The 20,490-nt window shown below is 63.2% G+C and carries 23 protein-coding genes; 10 read left to right on the top strand and 13 right to left on the bottom strand.

Translation table 11 applies throughout. The features are described from left to right. Nucleotides 1–169: 169 nt before the first annotated feature. Nucleotides 170–535, bottom strand: coding sequence for a YbaN family protein (locus P3R38_RS18025; protein WP_023381634.1), 366 nt, complete (start codon nt 533–535; stop codon nt 170–172). A 7-nt stretch (nt 536–542) separates the two neighbouring features. Further along, nucleotides 543–1,130, bottom strand: a complete 588-nt coding sequence (locus P3R38_RS18020) for a YecA family protein (protein ID WP_023381633.1) — start codon at nt 1,128–1,130, stop codon at nt 543–545. A gap of 246 nt (nt 1,131–1,376) precedes the next feature. Between P3R38_RS18020 and recQ the strand changes: the two genes are divergently transcribed. Together recQ and P3R38_RS18010 are read left to right on the top strand one after the other, a co-directional pair. Further along, a complete protein-coding gene (gene recQ / locus P3R38_RS18015) occupies nt 1,377–3,521 on the top strand; it encodes a DNA helicase RecQ (protein ID WP_023381632.1) in 2,145 nt (714 codons plus the stop codon). 138 nt (nt 3,522–3,659) lie between these two features. Next, nucleotides 3,660–4,097: a MarR family transcriptional regulator gene (locus tag P3R38_RS18010; RefSeq protein ID WP_023381631.1), complete on the top strand. Its 438-nt coding sequence runs from the start codon at nt 3,660–3,662 to the stop codon at nt 4,095–4,097. Between the two features lie 61 nt (nt 4,098–4,158). Here P3R38_RS18010 and P3R38_RS18005 read toward each other — a convergent pair whose 3' ends face one another. Continuing rightward, entirely contained in the window at nt 4,159–6,345 is a 2,187-nt protein-coding gene (locus tag P3R38_RS18005; protein ID WP_023381630.1) for a patatin-like phospholipase family protein, read from the bottom strand. 67 nt (nt 6,346–6,412) lie between these two features. On the opposite strand from P3R38_RS18005, the gene P3R38_RS18000 reads away from it, so the two are divergent. Then, nucleotides 6,413–6,694: a SelT/SelW/SelH family protein gene (locus P3R38_RS18000; protein ID WP_023381629.1), complete on the top strand. Its 282-nt coding sequence runs from the start codon at nt 6,413–6,415 to the stop codon at nt 6,692–6,694. Here the strand turns inward: P3R38_RS18000 and P3R38_RS17995 are convergent, their stop codons facing one another. Further along, a complete protein-coding gene (locus P3R38_RS17995; RefSeq protein ID WP_277686476.1) occupies nt 6,695–7,585 on the bottom strand; it encodes a DMT family transporter in 891 nt (296 codons plus the stop codon). A gap of 143 nt (nt 7,586–7,728) precedes the next feature. After that, nucleotides 7,729–8,496, bottom strand: a complete 768-nt coding sequence (locus tag P3R38_RS17990; protein ID WP_277686475.1) for an AraC family transcriptional regulator — start codon at nt 8,494–8,496, stop codon at nt 7,729–7,731. A gap of 127 nt (nt 8,497–8,623) precedes the next feature. Here P3R38_RS17990 and P3R38_RS17985 point away from each other — a divergent pair, with 127 nt between their 5' ends. Further along, nucleotides 8,624–9,430: a UDP-2,3-diacylglucosamine diphosphatase gene (locus P3R38_RS17985; RefSeq protein WP_277686474.1), complete on the top strand. Its 807-nt coding sequence runs from the start codon at nt 8,624–8,626 to the stop codon at nt 9,428–9,430. A gap of 60 nt (nt 9,431–9,490) precedes the next feature. Here P3R38_RS17985 and P3R38_RS17980 read toward each other — a convergent pair whose 3' ends face one another. Next, entirely contained in the window at nt 9,491–9,802 is a 312-nt protein-coding gene (locus P3R38_RS17980; protein WP_023381625.1) for a DUF962 domain-containing protein, read from the bottom strand. Nucleotides 9,803–9,957: 155 nt separating this feature from the next. Here P3R38_RS17980 and P3R38_RS17975 point away from each other — a divergent pair, with 155 nt between their 5' ends. Beyond that, nucleotides 9,958–11,019 (top strand): AraC family transcriptional regulator, encoded by a 1,062-nt coding sequence (locus tag P3R38_RS17975; protein WP_023381624.1) that lies wholly within the window; start codon nt 9,958–9,960, stop codon nt 11,017–11,019. On the opposite strand, the gene P3R38_RS17970 is transcribed toward P3R38_RS17975, so the two are convergent. After that, a complete protein-coding gene (locus P3R38_RS17970; protein ID WP_023381623.1) occupies nt 10,976–12,430 on the bottom strand; it encodes a TrkH family potassium uptake protein in 1,455 nt (484 codons plus the stop codon). The genes P3R38_RS17975 and P3R38_RS17970 overlap by 44 nt on opposite strands. A gap of 102 nt (nt 12,431–12,532) precedes the next feature. Between P3R38_RS17970 and P3R38_RS17965 the strand changes: the two genes are divergently transcribed. Continuing rightward, on the top strand, nt 12,533–13,090 hold the full coding sequence (locus P3R38_RS17965; RefSeq protein ID WP_277686473.1) for a nitroreductase family protein: 558 nt from the start codon (nt 12,533–12,535) through the stop codon (nt 13,088–13,090). Nucleotides 13,091–13,175: 85 nt separating this feature from the next. Here P3R38_RS17965 and P3R38_RS17960 read toward each other — a convergent pair whose 3' ends face one another. The 6 genes from P3R38_RS17960 to P3R38_RS17935 all read right to left on the bottom strand — a co-directional run bounded on the left by P3R38_RS17960 (nt 13,176) and on the right by P3R38_RS17935 (nt 17,297). Next, a complete protein-coding gene (locus P3R38_RS17960; RefSeq protein ID WP_027908215.1) occupies nt 13,176–14,516 on the bottom strand; it encodes a HAMP domain-containing sensor histidine kinase in 1,341 nt (446 codons plus the stop codon). 60 nt (nt 14,517–14,576) lie between these two features. Next, nucleotides 14,577–14,993: a Spy/CpxP family protein refolding chaperone gene (locus tag P3R38_RS17955; RefSeq protein ID WP_023381620.1), complete on the bottom strand. Its 417-nt coding sequence runs from the start codon at nt 14,991–14,993 to the stop codon at nt 14,577–14,579. 162 nt (nt 14,994–15,155) lie between these two features. Continuing rightward, nucleotides 15,156–15,833: a response regulator transcription factor gene (locus tag P3R38_RS17950; protein WP_023381619.1), complete on the bottom strand. Its 678-nt coding sequence runs from the start codon at nt 15,831–15,833 to the stop codon at nt 15,156–15,158. Nucleotides 15,834–15,840: 7 nt separating this feature from the next. Further along, nucleotides 15,841–16,227 carry a hypothetical protein gene (locus P3R38_RS17945; protein ID WP_023381618.1) on the bottom strand — a complete coding sequence of 129 codons (387 nt, stop codon included), beginning with the start codon at nt 16,225–16,227 and terminating at the stop codon, nt 15,841–15,843. A gap of 175 nt (nt 16,228–16,402) precedes the next feature. Next, nucleotides 16,403–16,702 carry a YciI family protein gene (locus tag P3R38_RS17940; protein WP_023381617.1) on the bottom strand — a complete coding sequence of 100 codons (300 nt, stop codon included), beginning with the start codon at nt 16,700–16,702 and terminating at the stop codon, nt 16,403–16,405. A gap of 1 nt (nt 16,703) precedes the next feature. Then, a complete protein-coding gene (locus tag P3R38_RS17935) occupies nt 16,704–17,297 on the bottom strand; it encodes a septation protein A (RefSeq protein ID WP_023381616.1) in 594 nt (197 codons plus the stop codon). A gap of 67 nt (nt 17,298–17,364) precedes the next feature. On the opposite strand from P3R38_RS17935, the gene P3R38_RS17930 reads away from it, so the two are divergent. The 4 genes from P3R38_RS17930 (at nt 17,365) to scpB (ending at nt 20,449) form a co-directional block, all read left to right on the top strand. Next, nucleotides 17,365–18,225 carry a PHP domain-containing protein gene (locus tag P3R38_RS17930; RefSeq protein ID WP_023381615.1) on the top strand — a complete coding sequence of 287 codons (861 nt, stop codon included), beginning with the start codon at nt 17,365–17,367 and terminating at the stop codon, nt 18,223–18,225. Nucleotides 18,226–18,238: 13 nt separating this feature from the next. Further along, the gene (locus P3R38_RS17925; RefSeq protein WP_023381614.1) at nt 18,239–18,868 is read left to right on the top strand and encodes an L-threonylcarbamoyladenylate synthase; all 630 of its coding nucleotides are present in this window, start codon (nt 18,239–18,241) and stop codon (nt 18,866–18,868) included. A 125-nt stretch (nt 18,869–18,993) separates the two neighbouring features. Beyond that, a complete protein-coding gene (locus P3R38_RS17920) occupies nt 18,994–19,719 on the top strand; it encodes a ScpA family protein (protein WP_162144471.1) in 726 nt (241 codons plus the stop codon). Next, on the top strand, nt 19,706–20,449 hold the full coding sequence (scpB, locus tag P3R38_RS17915; protein ID WP_023381612.1) for an SMC-Scp complex subunit ScpB: 744 nt from the start codon (nt 19,706–19,708) through the stop codon (nt 20,447–20,449). Before P3R38_RS17920 ends, scpB begins: the two co-directional genes overlap by 14 nt. Nucleotides 20,450–20,490: the final 41 nt, after the last annotated feature.

Genomic DNA, 20,490 nt, shown 5'->3' with positions numbered 1-20,490 from the left:
GGGCCGTTTGGGTCCCACAGACAACAGTGCGGTGCTTGGCGGGCGCATTCGCTGTCGGTACGTGCGCGGCGGTAATGACGGGATGGTGGGCTTGGCTGTTTCTCGTGGGAGCGGCCTTGCGTCGCGAAAGGGAGCGCGCAGCGGTCCTCGGGAGCCAGCCACGCAGTCCTCAACCAGGCCGGCGCAGGGTCTTCTGTTTGAGGATGTACACGCTGACCAACACCGCGCTGGTCAGCATGAAAGCGCGTGCCCAGAACAGCGGTACCAGGTAACAGGACAGGCTGATGCTCGCCCACATCAAGCCGATCGCATAGACCTTGCCCTTGAGCGGAATGCCTTCGCCGCTCAGGTAATCTCGAATCCACGGCCCCAGCGTAGGATGGTTGATCAGCCAGTCGTGAAAGCGCGGCGAACTACGGGCGAAGCAGGCTGCTGCCAGCAGGAGGAACGGGGTGGTGGGCAGCACCGGGAGGAAGATCCCCAACACCCCGAGCGCAACGCTGAGCCAGCCAATGGCCAGCAGCAGGTAGCGCATGACCGACTCAGTGGTGGCGTGGCTTGAGCAGTGCCGGCTTCTCGTCAGGTGCGTGCAGCAGCAGGAACAATGCACTCAGCGCCTCGGGAATCTGCACGATCATGTCGTCCTGCAGGTTGGCGTTACTGGCAATGTCGCTGAACTCGGGCTGCTCGTCGAACAGGCCAGAGCCGACCATGATCGGCAGCAGCATCTCGCTGACTTCTTCTTCGGCGTTTTCGAACCAGGCTTCCTCGCGCAGGAAGACGCCTTCCATGAACCCGATGCACCAGCCACGCAGGTCGGAGTCATCCGGCTCATCGGTCAGGTCCAGGTCGCACGGCAGGTCGAACTCTTCGTCGCTGGCCAACTGGCGGGCGATGTGGGCCTTGAGTGCCACCAGGGTCGCCTCGATCTCGGTGCGCTGGGCATCGCTGGCGTAATGGGGCTCTTCGGCGAACAGCGCGTCGATCCATTCGCGCTCGGGCACTTCTTCCGAGCAGATCGACAGCGCGGTCAGGTAGCCATGGGCGGCGACGTAGTCCAGCGCTTCTTCGTGCAGCTCATCGGCGTCGAGGAAGGCTTGCAGGCGGGTCAGTTGCTCGGCGAAGGACATTACAGGGCTACCTTGGGGAATAAACGATAGTGAATTCTAGCACCTTGCAGCGGCGACGGTGCAAAGGGAACGTCTGTCACCAGGGCACCCTGTGCCACGATGCACTGCGGTATACTCCGCGATTTTTCATCCAGGGGCGGGTTTTCCCGGTCATCTGGCAAAAGCCGCTTACGCATTTGCTGTGTGCGCAGCGGGTTTTTCGTCCAGCCTGTGTCCAGGATGGTACGGCGATTGGTGGAGTTGCACATGCTCGAACAGGCTCAGCGCGTTCTCAAGGATATCTTCGGCTACGACAGTTTCCGCGGGCGTCAGGCCGCGATCATCGAATGCGTGGCCAAAGGTGGCGATGCCTTGGTGCTGATGCCCACCGGTGGCGGCAAGTCGCTGTGTTTCCAGGTGCCCGGATTGCTGCGCACGGGCTTGACTGTGGTGGTGTCGCCCCTGATCGCGCTGATGGACGATCAGGTCGCTACTCTCGATGAGCTGGGCGTTGCGGCCGCCGCGCTGAATTCGACCTTGAGCCCCGAGCAGCAGCGCGACCTGGCCGGGCGTTTGCGCCGCGGCGAAGTGAAGATGCTCTACCTGGCGCCTGAACGTCTGGTACAGCCGCGCATGCTGGAGTTCCTGCGAGGCCTGGACATCGCCCTGTTCGCCATCGACGAGGCCCATTGCGTTTCGCAGTGGGGCCATGACTTCCGCCCTGAATACCTGCAACTGGGCCAGTTGGCCGAATTGTTCCCGCATGTACCGCGCATTGCGCTGACGGCCACCGCCGACATGCGCACCCGGGAGGAAATCGTCCAGCGCCTGCACCTGCAGGGGGCTGAACGTTTCCTGTCGAGTTTCGACCGGCCGAACATCTTCTACCGTATCGTCCCTAAGGAGGCGCCGCGCAAGCAGCTGATGGCATTCCTGGGCGAGCGTCGTGGCAACGCTGGCATCGTCTACTGCCTGTCGCGCAAGAAGGTCGACGAAACCGCTGCCTTCCTGTGTGAGCAGGGCTTCCCGGCGCTGCCGTATCACGCCGGCCTGGCTGCCGAGACACGGGCAGCCAACCAGCACCGCTTCCTCAACGAGGAAGGGTTGATCATGGTCGCCACCATTGCTTTCGGCATGGGCATCGACAAGCCCAACGTGCGTTTCGTGGCTCACCTGGACCTGCCAAAGTCGCTTGAAGCCTACTACCAGGAAACCGGCCGCGCCGGCCGTGACGGGTTGCCGTCCGACGCCTGGATGGCGTACGGCCTGCAGGACATGGTGATGCTCAAGCAGATGCTGCAGAACTCCGAGGGCGACGAACGCCACAAGCGCATCGAGCAGCACAAGCTCGACGCGATGCTGGCCCTGTGTGAAGAAACCCGCTGCCGGCGTCAGGCCCTGCTGGCTTATTTCGATGAAATCCTCGAGCAGCCATGTGGCCATTGCGACAACTGCGTCGACCAGGTTCAGACCTGGGATGCCACGGAACCGGCGCGCCAGGCGCTGTCGACGGTATTTCGCACAGGTCAGCGCTACGGTGTCGGTCATCTGGTGGATGTCTTGCTGGGCAAGGACACCGAAAAGGTGCGCAACTTCGGCCACGAGAAACTTTCGGTGTTCGGGGTAGGCAAGGCGCTGGCCGAGGCCGAGTGGCGTTCGCTGTTCCGTCAACTGGTCGCACGCGGGTTGGTGGACATCGACCTGGAGGGTTATGGCGGTTTGCGTCTGTCCGACAGCTGCAGGCCCCTGCTGCGCGGCGAAGTGACCTTGCAGTTGCGCCGCGACCTCAAGCCCCAGACGGTGGCCAAGACGTCCTCCAGCGCTGGCAGCCCTGCCAGCCAACTGGTGCGCGCCGAGGAGCGCGAGCTGTGGGAAGCGCTGCGCACGTTGCGGCGCAAGCTGGCCGAGGAGCACAGCGTGCCACCTTATGTCATCTTTCCCGACTCGACGCTGCTGGAGATGCTGCGCAGCCAGCCTGCCAGCCTCAGCGACATGGCCCAGGTCAGCGGCGTCGGTGCGCGTAAACTGGAGCGCTACGGCCAGGCCTTCCTCGAGGTGCTCAATGGCGCGGGCGGCACGGCTGAGGCGCCGAAGGTGGTGCTCGACTTGCGCCACGAACTGGTCAGCCTGGCCCGTGCCGGCATGACACCTGCGCAAATCGCCGGCCAGCTCAACTGCAGCGAGAAGAACGTCTATAGCCTCCTGGCCGAAGCGCTGGGTCGTCAGGAACTGAGCCTGGAGCAGGCCCTGGATCTTCCCGAAGACCTGCTCATGGAAGTTCAGGACGCCTTTCTCGACGGTGAGGGCGAGTTGCCTCCGGTGTCTGCGATTGCGCCAATGTTCGGGGCGCGGGTGCCGGAGGGGGTGCTCTATTGCGTCCGGGCGGCGCTGGCGGCGGAGTTCGAGCTCTGATCGCAGGCATTTCGCCCAACGGCTGACCTTTGTCATGCTTTTTGACGATAATCGGACGTTTCCGCGCGGCGCAGCCTTGCTTGATGGCAGCGAGCATGGTTAGCTGACTAATAATTAGTTCTAGTCAATGAGTTGCTTATGCCCCTGACCGACAACCAACACCGTTTTGGCATGCAGCTGGCCCAGATGTCCCGGGGTTGGCGTGCCGAACTGGACCGCCGCCTGGCCGGGCTCAACTTGTCCCAGGCTCGGTGGCTGGTGTTGCTGCATCTGGCGCGTTTCGACGAAGCTCCCACCCAGCGTGAGCTGGCCCAGAGTGTCGGGGTCGAAGGGCCGACCTTGGCGCGTCTGCTCGATAGTCTGGAAAGCCAGGGGCTGGTGCGCCGTCAGGCGGTGATGGAGGACCGGCGTGCGAAGAAGATTCTGCTGTGCCCACCGGCCAAACCGCTGATCGACCAGATCGAAACCATCGCCAATGCCTTGCGCCAGGAGCTGTTCACCGGGGTGGAGGAAGCGGACCTGGAAGTGTGCATGCGCGTGCATGCGAAGATTCTGGCGAACCTCGAAAAGTCCTGACCCCTAGGCAAATGCAGGCGCCGGCTTGCTGGCGATTGGGCTGCAGCGCGGCCCTGGCGCGTCAGAAGGTATGCCCCAGGTTCAGATACACCGCCTTCTGATGCGCATCGTTCGCCCCGTAACTCAAATTCAGCGGCCCCAGCGGTGTCTCCAGCCCCAGGAAGATGCTCGCCGCATTGATGTAGCCACTGTCGAATTCATTGTCGTTGTTCCAGGCTCGGCCACGCTCCAGCGAGCCGCCGATGTACAGCGGGAAATCCAACGGCACATAGGCCCTGGGCGTCAGGCGACGGTAGTAGACCATGCGCAGGAGGCTGATGTTCTGCCCTGACACCGAGTCCTGCCGAAAGCCCGAGAGCTGTCGCGCACCACCGATGACGAAACTCGAGGTGACCACTTCGGCGTCATCCAGCGTGCGCCCGTAGCGGCCGCCCAGCACCCAGGTATTCGGCCCGCTGCTCATGGCTTTGTCCAGGTTGAACTGCCATTGCCTGTAGTCCTGGTCCGAATCCAGCGAGGCATCATACTTGCGCAAGGTCAGGCCAATATCTTCGCCGTGGTGAGGGAAGTACACATTGTCGAGTGTGTCGAACGAGTACTTCAGTTCATAGAAGCCCTCGTTGAAGCTGACCTTGGGCAGGTCCTGGTCGCCGACGCGCACGTCAGCTTCGCCCCAGGCCTTGCCCACGCCCAGGCGCACTTCGCCATTGGTGCTGATCTGACGGCCGACATTCAGGCCGAAACCATAACGTTCGAGGCGGTATTCAGCGATGGGGTCGTTGTCCAGCGTCGCCTCGATGTTCTGCGAGCCGAAGTCCAGGTACGGCGCCACGAAGTAACGTGAACCCACGTCCAGCGGTTGGTAGAACTCACTGTAAAGCTCCTGCAGGTCGCCGATCTGTGCGCGGGTCAGCCATTCGGCACCCAGGCTGTTGATACCGTTGACCCGATAGCTGGCGCCCAGGTTGAAGGCACTGTCGCCACGCAGGTCATCCGACAGGTTAAGGCCCAGGCGCAGGTAGTCGGTGCCGCTACGTTTCCCGCGGGCGTTGATCACCAGGGTATTATCGTCGCCCTTGTGCACCACGCGGTACTGCACCCGGTCGAAGTAGTCCAGGCCATACAAGGTGCCCATGTCGGTTTGCAGACGGTCCAGCTCCAGAGGCGCGCCGATCGGCTGGCGGATGTAGGAACGAATGACCTCGTCGCTGACCTTGGCGTCGTTCTCTATCCGAATCCGGGTAATGACCGGCGTGCGCTGGCGGGGCGAGCGGGCCGCGGCCAGGCCTGCATCGCCGTCGGGCTGGCGTAGGCTGGCCAGGCGCGAATCGAGCAGGCGGGTGGCGCGGTAGCCCGCGTCGATCATGTCATGGGCGCGGCCGAAGTCGGTGACGCCATAGGCAGCCAGCGGCGGCTGGATCAGGATGTCGTCGCGGTGCAGGCTGGCCAGTTGCTCCTCGGAATTGCGCCGGGTCATCAGGGTGATCGACTGGTTGAGCACATCGACCACCGTGGCCAGCTGTTTGCGGTCACGTAGTGGAGTACCGATGTCCACGACGATGGCCAGGTCCACGCCCATGTCGCGGGCCACATCCACGGGGATGTTGTCGACCATGCCGCCGTCCACCAGCAGGCGTCCGTCCAGCTCGACAGGCGCGAACACCGCGGGTATCGACATGCTGGCACGGATCACCTGGGGCAGATGGCCACGGCGGAACACCACTTTCTCGCCGCTGGCGATGTCGGTGGCCACGGCGCGGAAAGGGATCGGCAGTTTGTCGAAGTCGCGGGTGTCGGCAGTGTGGGCCAGTTTGCTTTCCAGCAGCAGGGACAGGTTCTGGCCCTGGATCACGCCCAAGGGCAGGCCGATGCTACCGTCGTCGCGAAAGCTCAGTTTCTGTTTGACCAGAAAGTCGCGGTCGTCCTGTTTGCGGCGAAACGGCACGTCCTTGCGCGGTGGGGCGTCGGACAACGCCTGTTGCCAGTCGAGTGTGGTGGCCAGTTTCTCCAGCTCCTGAACGCTGTAGCCCGAGGCATACAAACCGCCGATCACCGCGCCCATGCTGGTGCCGGCAATGGCATCGATGCGTACGCCCTGTTCCTCCAGGGCCTTGAGTACGCCAATGTGAGCCAGGCCACGGGCGGCGCCACCGGAGAGCACCAGGCCAACCTTGGGCCTGGCTTGCTCGGTGGCGAGGGCGGTAACGGAGGTGAGCATCAGCAAAAGGCAGAACAGCAGGCGGCGCATCGTGAGTCTCAAATACTGGCGTAAAGACCGCTAGTATAAGCGGCCCCTTACCTGGAGATGCCTCGCCATGGCCAACAGCAAACCGGAAATCGTTATCAACTATTGCACACAGTGCCAGTGGCTGCTGCGCGCCGCCTGGTTGGCCCAGGAGCTGCTCACTACGTTTTCCGACGACCTGGGGCGGGTGGCGTTGGAGCCGGGTACCGGTGGGGTGTTCCGGATCACCTGCGATGGCGTGCAGATCTGGGAGCGCAAGGCCGATGGTGGCTTCCCCGAGGCCAAGGTGCTCAAGCAGCGGGTCAGGGATCAGATCGACCCGCAGCGTGACCTGGGCCACAACGATCGTTGATCAAGTGTTTTCGGCCAGTGGCCGCTGCCTTGCCGGCTGTTGCGCAGCGAGGCGGCTGGACAGCACGATGGCGAAGATGATCAGTGCGCCGCCTAGCAACATGCGGGGTGTGGGTGTTTCGGCGAAGATCGCCCAGGCCACGGCGATGCCATAGACCGGCTCCATGCCGAACACCACGGCGGCGGTGCGCGCCTTGATCACTGCCAGGCTTGCGACGAACAGGCTGTGGGCGACGCCTGTGCAGAAGATGCCGAGCAGGGCGATCCATAGCCAGTCCATCGGTGCCACGGCAGCCAGGCCTGGCAGTGCCACCGGTAGCAGGCACAGGGTGACCACCAGGTTTTGCCACAAGGCCGCCTGGACCGCTGGCAAGCGCCCCGAGCCGGCCCGATTGGTCAGTGACAGCAGCGAGAACAGCAAGCCCGACAGCAAAGCCCAAAGCAGGCCCCCGGTGGCCTCGCTGGCAAGGTCGAACGATGGGGTGACCAGCACCAGTCCGATACTCACTAAAAGCACCAGTAGCGTTTCGTTGCGGCGGATACGTTCGTGAAACAGCAGGCCTTCGAGTATCACGGTGAACGCCGGGAAGCTGGCGAAGCCCAGTGTCGCGATGGCCACGCCCCCGACCTTGACCGCGATGAAGAAGCTTACCCAGTGGCCAGCCAGCAAAACGCCGCCGAGCAGCAGGCGGCGGATGTCCTGGCCTTTGAGCGAGTACCAGCCCTGGCGGGCAAGGCTGGCGAACAGGGCGAGGGCGAGCACGGCAAAGGCGGCGCGACCGAACACGATGATCGCCGGGCTGGCGCTGGCAGCGAGCTTGCCGAATACGCCAGTCAGACCGAAGAACAGCGCGCCAATGTGTAGGGCGCCGAGGGCGGTGCGGTGGTTCATGATGGTCCTTGAGCAATTGAAAAGTCAGCCCCGGCCCTATCGCTGGCGAGCGGGGTCCTACTGGTGACGTGCAGTCCTTGTAGGCATTGGAACAGGTTCAGTGTAAGACGCCAGACTCTCGCTAGTCTGTCGCGACCCTCGCGTCATTTGTCGCCAGGCTCTCGCCGCAAGGCCAGGGGCGTGCACCCGAACATCCGCAGCACGGCTGCCGAAAACGCGCTTTGCGAGCCGTAGCCAACCCGCGCCGCGATTTCGCCCACCGCGAGCGAACTCTGCTTGAGTAATTGCCGCGCCATGAGCAACCGGCGCTGGCGAATGTAGTCCATCGGTGTCATGCCGCATTCGGCGATGAAGCGTGCGTGCAGCCGGGCGCTGGACAGCCCGGCCAGGCGCGCCAAGTCGGCGACCTGCAGCGGATAGGCCGCGTGCCGCTCGATGTGCGCGTCGAAGGCCGCATAAGGTAGTCGGTGGCTGGGTGCGATGGCCGCTGCCGCCGTGGGGTTGAGGCTGGCCAACAGCAGCACCGCGCCCTGCCGGGCAATGAGCGGATCGTCTACCGGGCTGTTGGCCAGCCAGTCCACCAGTTGCTGCTGGCGGGCATCGAGGTTCCGCGCGCCGGGGTTGTCCAGCAGGCGCCGGCTGGCATCGGCGTGTTCACCGAGCTGCTCGTGCAACCAATGATCCCCGGGTACATCCAGTACCAGGCAATGGCTGCCGGCATCGCTGCCGCAGGCATGGTGGGCACCGGCAGGTACCACCATCAGGCCTTGGCGGTCGATTCGCGCGCCATGCCCCTGGACCTCGAAATCAAGACGGCCGCGCAGGCCGAACACCAATTGTGGGTGCTCGTGGCTATGGGCGATCAGGTCGTGCCGGTAATGGCGCAGGGAAAGAATGCGGCCGACGGTCATGGGCGGTCCTCGCGGGGCAGGGTTTCATTGTGCCTGATTCACGTCGCACCATCACTCGTCATGCCGTTGCCACCAACCTGTCATCTGCGCCTGCCAGTCTCCAGCAAACAGCGCCGGAGCCAGCCCCATGACCCCTGTCGAACTCTCTCGCCCGTCGCGTAAACAGCGCGTTCGCACGTTGTGGATCTCCGATGTCCACCTGGGCACCCGGGACTGCCAGGCCGAGCACTTGTCGCAGTTTCTCAAGGGCTACCAGGCTGACAAGGTCTATCTGGTCGGCGACATCATCGATGGCTGGAAGCTTCGTGCAGGCATCTATTGGCCGCAAGCGCACACCAACGTCATTCGCCGGCTGCTGACCATGAGCAAGCGCGGTACCGAAGTGGTCTACGTGACCGGCAACCACGACGAATTTCTGCGCCGCTACTCCAAACTGTTGCTGGGCAATATCCAGCTGGTGGACGAGGCTGAGCACCTGACGGCGGATGGTCGGCGACTGCTGGTGATTCATGGCGATCAGTTCGATGTCATCACGCGTTACCACCGTTGGCTGGCCTTCCTGGGTGACCGCGCGTACGAAACCACCCTGGTGCTCAACCGCTGGCTCAATCACTGGCGGGCGCGATACGGCTATGGTTACTGGTCGCTGTCGTCGTACCTCAAGCACAAGGTCAAGGGGGCGGTGAACTTCATCAGCGATTTCGAGGATGCGATCGCCCACGAATGCACGCGGCGCGGTTTTCACGGGGTAGTGTGCGGGCATATCCACCATGCCGAGATCCGCAAGGTGGGAGAGGTGGAGTACCTCAACTGTGGGGACTGGGTCGAGTCGTGTACAGCGCTGATCGAGCACTGGGACGGCAGCATTACGCTGTATCGGCTGGCCGAGGCGCAGCAGAACGCCCGCATGGCGGTGTCGCGCGAGCCAGCGTGAGTGGCAGCCGATCGCCGACGAGCCGGCTCCAGCAGGTGCGTCGGGGTATGGCCTGGAGTTCTAGAAGGTGATCCGGCCTAGAAGGATGTCGCGGAACATCACGAAGTCGCCGATCAGGCTGTAGAAGGGGTGGCTGAAGGTCGCCGGCCGATTGTGCTCGAAGAAAAAATGCCCGACCCAGGCAAAGCCGTAGCCCGCCACGGGTACCGCCAACAACAGCAACCATTTGCCGCTGCCGATGGTATACGCCAGCAAGGCGATCACCAGGCTGGTGCCGACAAAGTGCAGGCGCCGGCAGGTGGGGTTGCTGTGCTCGCCCAGGTAGTAGGGGTAGAACTCGGCAAAACTGCGAAACTGCGCTGTGCTGGTCATGGCTATGCTTCCAGGATTAACACTTCTTGACAGGATACACGGCGTGGAGCCTGAATCGAGTCTAGAGTGATTGGCGGGGCCGGCCAGTGACAATAGGCGCCATTTGAGTATCCTTGGAGTTCACCGCACGAAGCGGTCAGCATAAGAAGCCTGTCATGAGTGAACGAACCACGTCAGCCAGCTGGGCATCAGGGATTGTGAAGGCACTTGAGCTGGAAGGGCTCGATTGTCAGGCCATGTTCAAGCAGCTCGGACTGGATTTTGCCGCCCTGGACGACCCTGACGCACGCTTTCCTCAAGATTCCATGACCCGACTCTGGCAGCTGGCCGTGGAGCTGTCCGGCAATGAAGCCATTGGCCTGAACATGGCGCGGGTCGTGCGCCCGGCTTCATTTCACGTGGTGGGCTATGCGCTGATGTCCAGTCGCACCCTGGCCGAGGGCTTCCAGCGACTGGTGCGTTACCAGCGAATCATCGCCGAGAGTTCCGACTTGAGCTTCGTCCTCGGGCCCGAGGGCTATTCACTGATTCTTACCGTACACGGTGACCACCTGCCTCCGACCCGGCACAGCGCCGAAGCGTCGCTGGCGTGCGCCCTGGCGCTGTGCAAGTGGCTCAGCGGGCGGCCAATCCAGCCGCGACGGGTATTGATCCAGGGGCCGCAGCCAAAAGATGTCGAGCCGTACAAGGTGGCGTTCCATTCACCGCTGGTGTTCGGCGCGCCCCATGATGCGCTGGTGTTCGAACGCGCCGACATGGAAGCGCCCCTGCCGACAGCCAATGAAGCGATGGCGGTGCTGCATGATCGCTTCGCCGGCGAATACCTCGCGCGCTTCTCGGAGAGCCGGGTGACGCACCGTGTGCGCCAGGTGCTATGCCGCATCCTGCCGCAGGGGGAACCCAAGCGTGAAACCCTTGCCCAGGCCCTGCACCTGTCGCAGCGCACCTTGCAGCGGCGGCTGCAGGAGGAGGGCACCAGTTTCCAGACCTTGCTTGACGACACTCGCCGCGAGCTGGCCGAACAGTACTTGGCACAGCCGGGCATGACGTTGTTGGAAACTGCCTATCTGCTGGGCTTTGCCGACCCCAGCAACTTTTACCGGGCATTTCGCCGTTGGTTCGACACCACGCCGAGCGAGTATCGCGCCCGGCTAGGAGCGGAAGGCGAACCTTTCAGTGACGCCAGAACGCCGGCATACACAACACCAGCACCGTAATGATTTCCAGGCGCCCCAGCAGCATGCCGCCGGCCAGGATCCACTTGGCTGCATCCGGCAGCGAGGCATAGTTGCCGGACGGGCCGATCACCTCGCCCAGGCCAGGTCCCACGCCGGATACGGTGCCCGCTGCACCGGTCAGTGCGGTCATCCAGTCCACTCCCAGCAGCGACAGCAACAGGGCCATGACGCAGATGGTGATGGCGAAGAAGAACGAGAACGTCAGGATCGAGCGCACGATTTCTTCGTCAAGGCGGTGGCCGTTGTACTTCTGCTTGATCACCGCACGCGGGTGGATCAACTGATTGAGGTTGGCCTTGAGCAGGATGTAGGCAACCTGGAAGCGGAAGATCTTGATGCCGCCGGCCGTCGAACCGGAGCAGCCGCCGACGAAGCCCAGGTAGAAGAACAGCATCAGCGAGAAATTACCCCACAGGCTGTAGTCGCCCAAGGCAAAGCCGGTGGTGGTAACCACCGAGGTCACGTTCAGCGCCACATGGCGCAGGGCATCCAGCCAGTGCAGGTTGGTGGTGGCCCAGTACCAGGTGCCCAGCACCAGCCAGGTGACCAGCAGCATTCCCAGCAGTCCTTGGACTTGCTGGTCGCGGATCAACGCTTTGCGGTTGCCGCGCAGGGTAGCGACGTAGAGGGTGAAGGGCAGACTGCCGAGGATCATCACCACCACCGCCACCCAGTGCACGGCCGGAATATCCCACTTGGCCAGGGACTGGTCAGAGGTCGAGAACCCGCCGGTGGAGATGGCCGACATGGCATGGTTGATCGCGTCGAACGGGCTCATGCCGGCCCACCAGAATGCCAGGCCGCCTAGCACCGAGAAGCCGACGTACACCATGACGATCGACTTGGCCACCATGTGCGAACGCGGCATTACCTTTTCGGAGCGGTCCGAAGACTCGGTCTGGAACAGGCGCATGCCCCCGATGCGCAGCAGCGGCAGGATCGCCACTGCCATGGCGATGAAGCCGATGCCGCCTAGCCAGTGCAGCATTGAGCGCCACATCAGGATGCCCGGCGACATCGTGTCCAGGCCGCTGAGGACCGTGGCGCCAGTGGCGGTGATGCCGGACATGCTTTCGAAGAAGGCGTCCGTGTAGCTGATGTGCTGGGTCAGCAGGAAGGGCAGGGCTGCAAATACGCACACCACCAGCCAACTGCTGACCGTCAGCAGGTACATGTCGCGCGGGCGCAGGTGCACATGCTCAGGGCGGCCTTGGATGACCATGGCCAGGCCGGCGATGAAGGTAATCAGGCTCGACCACAGGAATGACGGCAGGTCGCCTGTGCGATCGAAAATCACCAGGGTCGCCATGGGGACGACCATGCTGACCGCCAGGGTGATGAGGAAGATGCCGATGATGAAACCAATGATCCTTAAGGTCGGCAACGCCATGTGATCTGCTCTGACTCTGAACGGAAGGGCGCCATTCTACCTATGGGTCTGGTGATGTAAACGCTAGAATGGCCGCACATTTAACTGCCAGGAGGGTAGCCGATGGAGGCTCTCGACGCATTGCTCAACCGTGTTTCCGTGCCACGCCTGACTGATCCGGCGCCCAACGCCGCCCAGCGCGAGGCACTGTTCCAGGCCGCGCTGCGCGCCCCGGACCACGGCCAGCTGCGCCCATGGCGCTTCCTGACCATCGAAGGTCAAGGCCGGAACAAGCTGGGCGAACTGTTCGCCGAAGCCTTGCAAATCAAAGGTGACGCCAGCCAGGCGGCCTTGGACAAGGCTCGCGCCATGCCGCTGCGCGCGCCGCTGCTGATCGTGGTCATCGCCAAGCTGCAGGACCATTTCAAGGTGCCCAAGTCCGAGCAGCGGCTGGCGGCCGGATGCGCGGCCCATGGCATCCTGATTGCCGCTCATGCCCAGGGAATCGGTGCGGTGTGGCGCACCGGTGACATGGCCTTCGATGCCCACGTGCTCAAAGGGCTGGGGTTGGCCGAGAACGAAGAGTTGGTCGGCTACCTGTATGTCGGTACCCCGATGACCGAGCCGCGTACCGCGCCGGTGCTGGAAACGGCCGACTTCGTCAGTGCCTGGGGTGAGTGAAGTCGGCCTGGCTGGCCCTGTGCAGTGAGACTTCCGGCCTCTTCGCGGGGTTACCCACGACGAGGCCGGGACAACCAGCCCCGACTCAGTTGCCGTTCACCTCGGCCACCGGCAGCTCCAACCGGGCCACGAAGCCCCCCAGTGGATGATTGGCCAACACCAGCGTCCCCCCGTGGCGCTCCGCTGCCTTGCGCGCAATGGCCAGCCCCAGGCCATGCCCCGCTGCACTCTGTCCTGGCGCCCTGAAGAATGGCTCACCCAGCTGTGCCAGATGCTCCTGTGCCACCCCAGGCCCGTGGTCGCGCACAGTCAGCACGATACGGTCCTGCTCACGCTCGGCATGAATCTCGATCGGTTGCCCCACTGGATTGAAACGCAAGGCATTGCGCAGCAGGTTGTCCAGCGCTCGTTCGATCAGCGTCGGCCAGCCTTGCAGTGTCAGGCCTGGCTGGGCTTCGAGCTTGACCTCCTGCTCCGGTGCGCTGAGCTGGGCATCCTTGCGCACGCTGCCAAGCAATGCATTCAGGTCGACCGGCTCGGCATGCGCCTGCTCGGCATCGACGCGGGCCAGGGCAAGGATCTCGCTGATCAGGTCTTCCAGACGGTCGCATTCGCGGGTCAGACGTGGCCACAACGTTTCGCGTTGCTCGGGTTCGGCACGTTCGGCCAGGGCCAGGGCAATGCGCAGGCGTGCCAGAGGCGAGCGCAGTTCGTGGGACACATCGCGCAGCAACTGGCGCTGGCTGCCGATCAGGCTTTGCAGGCGGGCGCCCATCTTGTTGAAGTCGTTGGCCAGCACACCGAATTCGTCGCGGCGGGCCGCCAGCCGCGCCAGGCTGTTCTGCTGATAGCTGGTCTGCCCTAGGTCATGCACCGCACCGCGCAATCGGCTCAATGGGCGGGTGATGGACAGGGTCACCAGCAGGCTGAACAAGGTCAGGACCACCAGGGCGATGCCCAGTGCGCTGAGCGGCCAGAGCAGGCTCTCGCGGTGCCAAGCGTCCAGCTCCGGGTGTGGAATCCGGTAGATCAGCAGATAGGTTTCGCCGCTCTGGGGGCTGGTGTACTCCTCGGTGAGCCGTCGCCAGGGCAGGCGGCGGTCGTCGTTGTGCTGGCGAGCCTCGAAGGCCGCCGCACGGCGGGGGAAAGTGCCGGGCACTACCGCCTCGCCGCTGTCATTGAGCACTTGTACGTCGATCTTGAAGCGCTGCTTGCGCCGCTCCAGAAAGCGCTGCGCCGATTCCATGCCTTCTTGCTCGTAGTGCTGGGCCCAGTGGCTGGCCAAGGTGTTCAGGCCTGGGTGGCGGCTGAGAATCCAGGCGTCTTGGTTGAGCATATGGCCCAGCAGGATCGACAGCCCGGCGACCAGTGTGATGGCCAGCCAGAAACTGGCCAGGATGCGCCAGAACAGTGAACGCAAGTGCACCTCCTACAAGCGGGAAAAGCCCGGCCCGCATGAGAGCGGGCCGGGCATCGGTGGGACAGCTTACTGGGCCTTGGCGTCTTTTTCAGCTTTCCAGGCCTGGAACTCCTGCCACTCAGCCTGCTTCGCGGCGCGCTCTTTCTTCAACTCGTCGAACTGCTTCTGCTGTTCTGGCTTGAGCAGGGCGCGGATCTGGCTATCGGTCTTGTCGTGGCTGGCCTTGATTTCATCCTTCATGGCTTTTTGATCGGCGGCTGGCAGCTTGTTCAGGTAGCGCTCGGTGATGTCGCGACGTTGCTTCATCTGCTCGCCCATCAGCTTGCCGATCTGCTGGCGTTGGTCGCGGCTCAGGTCCAGTTGGGCGAAAGGCGCGTCACCGCGATGATGCGGGCCGTCGTGGCGCGGGCCGCCTTCAGGCATGGCCATGGCTACGGTCGGCAGGGCGGCGGCGAACATCAGGGCGATAAGGGTCTTGCGCATGGTGTTTCTCCTTTCAGGGGCCGGTGGTTACCGGATGAGCCCAGTCTAGGGAGATCAAGGTCAAGCGCAGTCAGTGGAGGGTAAAGACTCGGTAAAGAGGGGCGGCCGTGCTTTGCGCGAGCGGGCCGTTGCAATTGGGGCCGCAAAGCGGCCCCGGCGTGCTTACAGACTGTAGTAGTAGCCCCGGCTGCGCAGCGCCACGATCCGCGGACGGCCGTCGGGGTGCGGGCCGATCTTCTTGCGTAGGTTGCTGACATGCATGTCCAGGCTGCGGTCATACAGGGTCAGCTTGCGACCCAAACCGATCTGCGCGAGGTCCTGCTTGTCCAGCGGTTCGCCGGGTTGGCGCAGCAGTGCTTCGAGGATGCGGCTTTCGGAGAGGGTCAGGGTCATTTCGCGTTCGTCGATGCTGACCACGCCACGCGCCGGGCTGAAGGTCAGGTCGCCAATTTCCACCTGGGTGGTGGTGGCCGTCGGGTGGCTGCGGCGCAGCACTGCCCGCAGGCGCGCCGTGAGTTCACGCGGGTCGCAGGGTTTGGCCAGGTAGTCGTCGGCACCCAGTTCGAGGCCGAGGATGCGGTCCAGCGGCTCGCCACGGGCCGAAAGCATCAACACAGGCAGTTCAGCGTGGTCGCTGCGCAATTGCTTGAGCAGTTCCAGGCCACTGCCATCGGGCAGCATCACGTCGAGCACCACCGCTGCCGGCGAATGCTCTGCCAGCGCCTGACGCGCGCTCTGGCCATCGTGGCAGGCGCGGACAGAGAACCCTTCCTGGGTCAGCCAGCTGCCGAGCAGCTCGCAGAGTTCCTGGTCATCATCAATCAGTAACAGCTCGCTCATGACTCACTCAATTCAACCATTGACGGCGTCTTCTATGTCCGCCACTGGCAAAGATACCGCAGACTGCCGACAAGAGTGCAACGGCTGAACCAATCAGAAACCATTGTTGCTGGTCGGTAAGCAGGCGGGGCTGGGGACTGGCCTGCAATTCCCTGATCGCCATCTTCAGCCGCTGGTTGTCCTGGCGCAGGCGCGCCAGCTGGGCGCTTTCCCGTTCGCTGTCGGCGTCCTGCAGTTGCTGGGCAAGGATGGCACGTTGCTTTTCGCTGTCGTCCAGGCGCTGCTGAAGCTCGGTAATGCGCGCACCGGCCTCCAGTGACAACGGTTGCTCGGCGTAGGCGAAGCAGGGGACTAACAACAGGCAAAACAGCAGGGCGATCTGACCTTGGCGCATGGGAACTCCTGATTCCTATCGATTCTGGAGGTTGTCGGCCGTTGGTCGGAATTGCTTAGCGTTCGCGCCAGCCCGTTCGCGGGTGAACTCGCTCTCATGGGCCACTTGCACGCTTCAGGGCCTGTGCAGTGCCTGTAGGAGCGGGTTCACCTGCGAAAAAGGGACGCTGTTTAGATCAGGGCAACACTTGCTTGAACGGCTTGACGATGACCTTTTCGTACACGCCGGCGGCGATGTACGGGTCAGCGTCGGCCCAGGCCTGGGCATCGGCCAGGGAGTTGAACTCGGCGACGATCAGGCTGCCGCTGAAGCCAGCCTCACCTGGATCATTGCTGTCGATGGCCGGGTGCGGGCCGGCCAGTACCACGCGGCCTTCGGCCTTCAGTTGCTGCAGGCGCTCGATGTGCGCCGGGCGTGCGGCCAGGCGTTTTTCCAGGGAGTTCGCGACGTCGCTGGCGATGATGGCGTAGAGCATGTCATTCCTTGGTCTTGGAGGTGGAAGGTTCGTCGTGCAGGTGGCGGGACAGGTAGACACCCTGTGCCACCAGGAAAATCACGGTCATGCCGAGGCTGCCGAACACCTTGAAGTCGACCCAGAAGTCCTGGAAGGTGAAGGCGACGAACAGGTTGGCGGCACCACAGAACAGGAAAAAACCGATCCAAGCGATGTTCAGGCGGTTCCAGATGGCATCGGGCAGGCTCAGGGCATGGCCCATGATGCGCTTGATCAGAACCCGGTCACCGATGAAATGGCTGCCGGCGAAGCCCAGGGCGAACAGCCAGTTGACCACGGGTGCCTTCCACTTGAGGAATGTCTCGCTGTGGAAGGTGAGGGTCAGGCCGCCGAACACCAGGCAGGCGATCAAGGTCAGCCACTGACCTTTTTCGAGCTTGCGCTGGCGCAGGAACAGGGCGCCGTACACCACCAGCGAACTGAGGATCAGCATCGCCGTGGCGCTGTAGATACCGCCGAATTCGAAGTTGTGACCGGCCACTTCCATGGGGCGCGGGTCGAGCTTGTAGACGATGAAGAACAGCAGCAGCGGGATGAAATCGATGAATTGTTTCACAATGGCAGCCAGAATCGGGATGTGACGGCATAATAACAAACATCGATTCCAGCGAAAGCGCTCCTCCATGAATGTTGATCTGCACTGTCACAGCACGGCCTCCGATGGCGCCCTGTCGCCGTCGACCCTGGTCGCCCGGGCCTTCGATCACGGGGTGCAAGCACTGGCGCTGACCGACCACGACACCATCGAAGGCCTGCCAGAGGCCCGGCAGGCCTGCCATGCACGAGGGATGCGCTGGATCAGCGGGGTGGAGCTTTCCTGCACCTGGGGTGGTGCGACCATCCATGTACTGGGCTATGACTTCCCGCTCGATGCGCCGCCGCTGCTGGCGGCCATCGAAGCTTTGCACCGGGGGCGCTGGCTGCGCGCCGAGGAAATCGACAAGCGGTTGGCGGCCAAGGGCATGCCCGGCGCACTCGACGGTGCGCGGGCGGTGCAGCAAGAACTGGGTGACAGCGGCAACGCTCCCGCGCGTCCGCACTTTGCCGAGTTCCTGGTGCGTGCGGGCCACGTCAAGGACCGCGGCGAAGCGTTTCGCAAGTGGCTTGGCGCCGGCAAGCTGGGCGACGTCAAGCTGCATTGGCCGACGCTTGAGGAAACCGTCGCGACCCTGCGCCAGTCCAATGCCTGGGTGAGCCTGGCTCATCCCATGCATTACGATCTGACCCGCAGCAAGCGCAGAAGGCTGATAGCAGACTATATTCAGGCAGGCGGGCAGGCACTTGAGGTGGTCAATGGGATGATGCCGGCCGAGCAAGTGGGCACGATGTCCATCCTTACCCGAGAGTTCGGCTTGCTGGCGAGCGCCGGCAGTGATTTCCACGGCCCTGGCACCTGGGGCGAGATCGGTGCCTACCGGCCATTGCCCGAGGACCTGCCACCTCTGTGGCGCCGATTCAGCCATGAACAGCCTTTGGCGGTATGAACAGGACGACTACGTGAGCCAATTTTTCCAGATTCATCCGGAGAATCCGCAGCCGCGGCTGATCCGCCAGGCGGTTGAGATCATCCGCAAGGGTGGCGTGGTGGTCTATCCGACCGACTCGGCCTATGCCCTGGGTTGCCAGATTGGCGACAAGAGCGCGGTGGAGCGGGTGCGACGCCTGCGTGGCCTGGACAAGAGCCATAACTTCACCCTGATGTGCTGCGATATGTCCCAGCTCGGTCTTTACGCCAAGGTCGACACCGGTACTTTCCGCCTGCTCAAGGCCCATGTGCCCGGCCCCTACACGTTCATACTCAATGGCACCCGCGAGGTGCCACGTCTGCTGCTGCACGAAAAGCGTCGCACCATCGGCCTGCGGGTACCGGATCACGCGATCACCCTGGCCCTGCTTGCCGAGCTGGGCGAGCCACTGATGAGCGTGAGCCTGATCCTGCCAGGTGACACCGAGCCGATGACCGACCCGTACGAGATTCGCCAGCGACTGGAGCACCATGTCGACCTGGTCATCGATGGCGGTTTTGGCGACCTCAAGGCTTCCACCATCATCGATCTGTCCGGCGAGTCGCCTGAGCTGATTCGCGAAGGCTGTGGCGACCCAGCGCCGTTCATGGTCCACGCGTGAGCCAAGTAGACGCACCGCAGGCACAGGTCAGCGAAGTCGCGTTGCCCCAGCAATTGCAGCTGGCGCTGGTCTATGGTGAAGCACTTACAGAGATGCCGGTGGACCTCTATATCCCGCCGGATGCGCTGGAAGTCATCCTCGAAGCCTTTGAAGGCCCGCTGGACTTGCTCCTGTACCTGATCCGCAAGCAGAACATCGACATCCTCGACATCCCGGTAGCCGAGATCACCCGTCAGTACATGGGTTATGTCGAACTGATGAAGAGCGTGCGCCTCGAGCTGGCCGCCGAGTACCTGGTGATGGCCGCAGTGCTGGCCGAGATCAAGTCGCGCATGCTGTTGCCGCGCTCGTCGGAGGTCGAGGAAGAAGAGGGCGACCCGCGCGCCGAACTGATTCGCCGTCTTCAGGAGTACGAGCGCTTCAAGGCCGCTGCCGAAGGCATCGACGAGCTGCCGCGGGTTGGCCGCGATATCGTCGTGCCGCGCCTGGACGCCCCCCAGGCCAAGGTGCGCAAGCTGTTGCCCCAGGTCAGCCTGGAGGAGCTTCTGGTGTCCATGGCCGAGGTCATGCGCCGCAACGACCTGTTCGAAAGTCACCAGATCACCCGCGAGGCCCTGTCTACCCGCGAACGCATGAGCGAGGTGCTGGAGCGCCTCAAGGACGGTGGCTTCGTGCCATTTGTCGAATTGTTCGGCGCCGAGGAGGGCAAGCTGGGTGTGGTGGTGACGTTCATGGCGATTCTGGAGCTGGTCAAGGAATCGCTGATCGAACTGGTGCAGAATGAGCCTTTCGCCCCGATCCATGTCCGAATGCGGGCCGAAACTGTCGAAGAATCCGATGAATCTGAATGACCCACGCGACTTGGCGTCGCTGATCGAGGCGTTTTTGCTGGCCTCGGGCAAGCCACAATCCCTGGAACGCTTGTATGAACTGTTCGAAGAGGCCGAGCGCCCCGAACCCAAGGTGTTCAAGAAGGCCCTGGAGGTGCTGGGCAAGTCCTGCGCTGGCCGTGCATTCGAACTCATGGAGGTGGCCAGCGGCTACCGCCTGCAGATTCGCGAGGACTTCGCGCCCTGGGTAGGGCGGCTGTGGGAAGAGCGCCCGCAACGTTATTCCCGTGCGTTGCTGGAAACCTTGGCATTGATCGCTTACCGCCAGCCCATCACCCGTGGCGAGATCGAGGATGTGCGGGGTGTGGCGGTGAACAGCAATATCATCAAGACCTTGATGGAGCGGGAGTGGATACGCGTGGTCGGCTACCGTGAGGTGCCCGGTCGACCAGCGATGTTCGCCACCACCAAGGGATTTCTCGATCACTTCAATCTCAAGAGCCTCGAAGAGCTGCCGGCGTTGGCGGAGTTGCGCGAGATGGAGCCTGCACCCTTTCTGGACCCCGACGATGCGCCAGTGCCAGCGCATTTGCAGGCGTTGGCCGATGCCAGCCTGGGTGAGGAAGCGGTTGTCGAGCCGAAGGAAGAGACCAGTTTCCGCAGCTTGTTGGTGGAACTCGATGCCATGGAGGAGGGGTTGAAGACTGACTTCGAGGATTTGCGTGAGGAAGAGGGCAAGCTCGAACCCTGAAGTCGTCTGCGCTGACGCCACCGCTGGCAAGCCTCGGGTCC

Origin of the sequence: Pseudomonas sp. NyZ480, assembly GCF_029537255.1 — a bacterium.
Classification (GTDB): domain Bacteria; phylum Pseudomonadota; class Gammaproteobacteria; order Pseudomonadales; family Pseudomonadaceae; genus Aquipseudomonas; species Aquipseudomonas taiwanensis.
The sequence above is the reverse complement of the archived record's forward strand: the minus strand, read 5'-3'. Positions and strand labels throughout refer to the sequence as shown.

Excerpts from the sequence above, each read along its gene's own strand:
- P3R38_RS18025 (WP_023381634.1), bottom strand. The coding sequence starts at position 535 with ATGCGCTACCTGCTGCTGGCCATTGGCTGGCTCAGCGTTGCGCTCGGG.
- P3R38_RS18020 (WP_023381633.1), bottom strand. The coding sequence starts at position 1,130 with ATGTCCTTCGCCGAGCAACTGACCCGCCTGCAAGCCTTCCTCGACGCC.
- recQ (WP_023381632.1), top strand. The coding sequence starts at position 1,377 with ATGCTCGAACAGGCTCAGCGCGTTCTCAAGGATATCTTCGGCTACGAC.
- P3R38_RS18010 (WP_023381631.1), top strand. The coding sequence starts at position 3,660 with ATGCCCCTGACCGACAACCAACACCGTTTTGGCATGCAGCTGGCCCAG.
- P3R38_RS18005 (WP_023381630.1), bottom strand. The coding sequence starts at position 6,345 with ATGCGCCGCCTGCTGTTCTGCCTTTTGCTGATGCTCACCTCCGTTACC.
- P3R38_RS18000 (WP_023381629.1), top strand. The coding sequence starts at position 6,413 with ATGGCCAACAGCAAACCGGAAATCGTTATCAACTATTGCACACAGTGC.
- P3R38_RS17995 (WP_277686476.1), bottom strand. The coding sequence starts at position 7,585 with ATGAACCACCGCACCGCCCTCGGCGCCCTACACATTGGCGCGCTGTTC.
- P3R38_RS17990 (WP_277686475.1), bottom strand. The coding sequence starts at position 8,496 with ATGACCGTCGGCCGCATTCTTTCCCTGCGCCATTACCGGCACGACCTG.
- P3R38_RS17985 (WP_277686474.1), top strand. The coding sequence starts at position 8,624 with ATGACCCCTGTCGAACTCTCTCGCCCGTCGCGTAAACAGCGCGTTCGC.
- P3R38_RS17980 (WP_023381625.1), bottom strand. The coding sequence starts at position 9,802 with ATGACCAGCACAGCGCAGTTTCGCAGTTTTGCCGAGTTCTACCCCTAC.
- P3R38_RS17975 (WP_023381624.1), top strand. The coding sequence starts at position 9,958 with ATGAGTGAACGAACCACGTCAGCCAGCTGGGCATCAGGGATTGTGAAG.
- P3R38_RS17970 (WP_023381623.1), bottom strand. The coding sequence starts at position 12,430 with ATGGCGTTGCCGACCTTAAGGATCATTGGTTTCATCATCGGCATCTTC.
- P3R38_RS17965 (WP_277686473.1), top strand. The coding sequence starts at position 12,533 with ATGGAGGCTCTCGACGCATTGCTCAACCGTGTTTCCGTGCCACGCCTG.
- P3R38_RS17955 (WP_023381620.1), bottom strand. The coding sequence starts at position 14,993 with ATGCGCAAGACCCTTATCGCCCTGATGTTCGCCGCCGCCCTGCCGACC.
- P3R38_RS17950 (WP_023381619.1), bottom strand. The coding sequence starts at position 15,833 with ATGAGCGAGCTGTTACTGATTGATGATGACCAGGAACTCTGCGAGCTG.
- P3R38_RS17945 (WP_023381618.1), bottom strand. The coding sequence starts at position 16,227 with ATGCGCCAAGGTCAGATCGCCCTGCTGTTTTGCCTGTTGTTAGTCCCC.
- P3R38_RS17940 (WP_023381617.1), bottom strand. The coding sequence starts at position 16,702 with ATGCTCTACGCCATCATCGCCAGCGACGTCGCGAACTCCCTGGAAAAA.
- P3R38_RS17930 (WP_023381615.1), top strand. The coding sequence starts at position 17,365 with ATGAATGTTGATCTGCACTGTCACAGCACGGCCTCCGATGGCGCCCTG.
- scpB (WP_023381612.1), top strand. The coding sequence starts at position 19,706 with ATGAATCTGAATGACCCACGCGACTTGGCGTCGCTGATCGAGGCGTTT.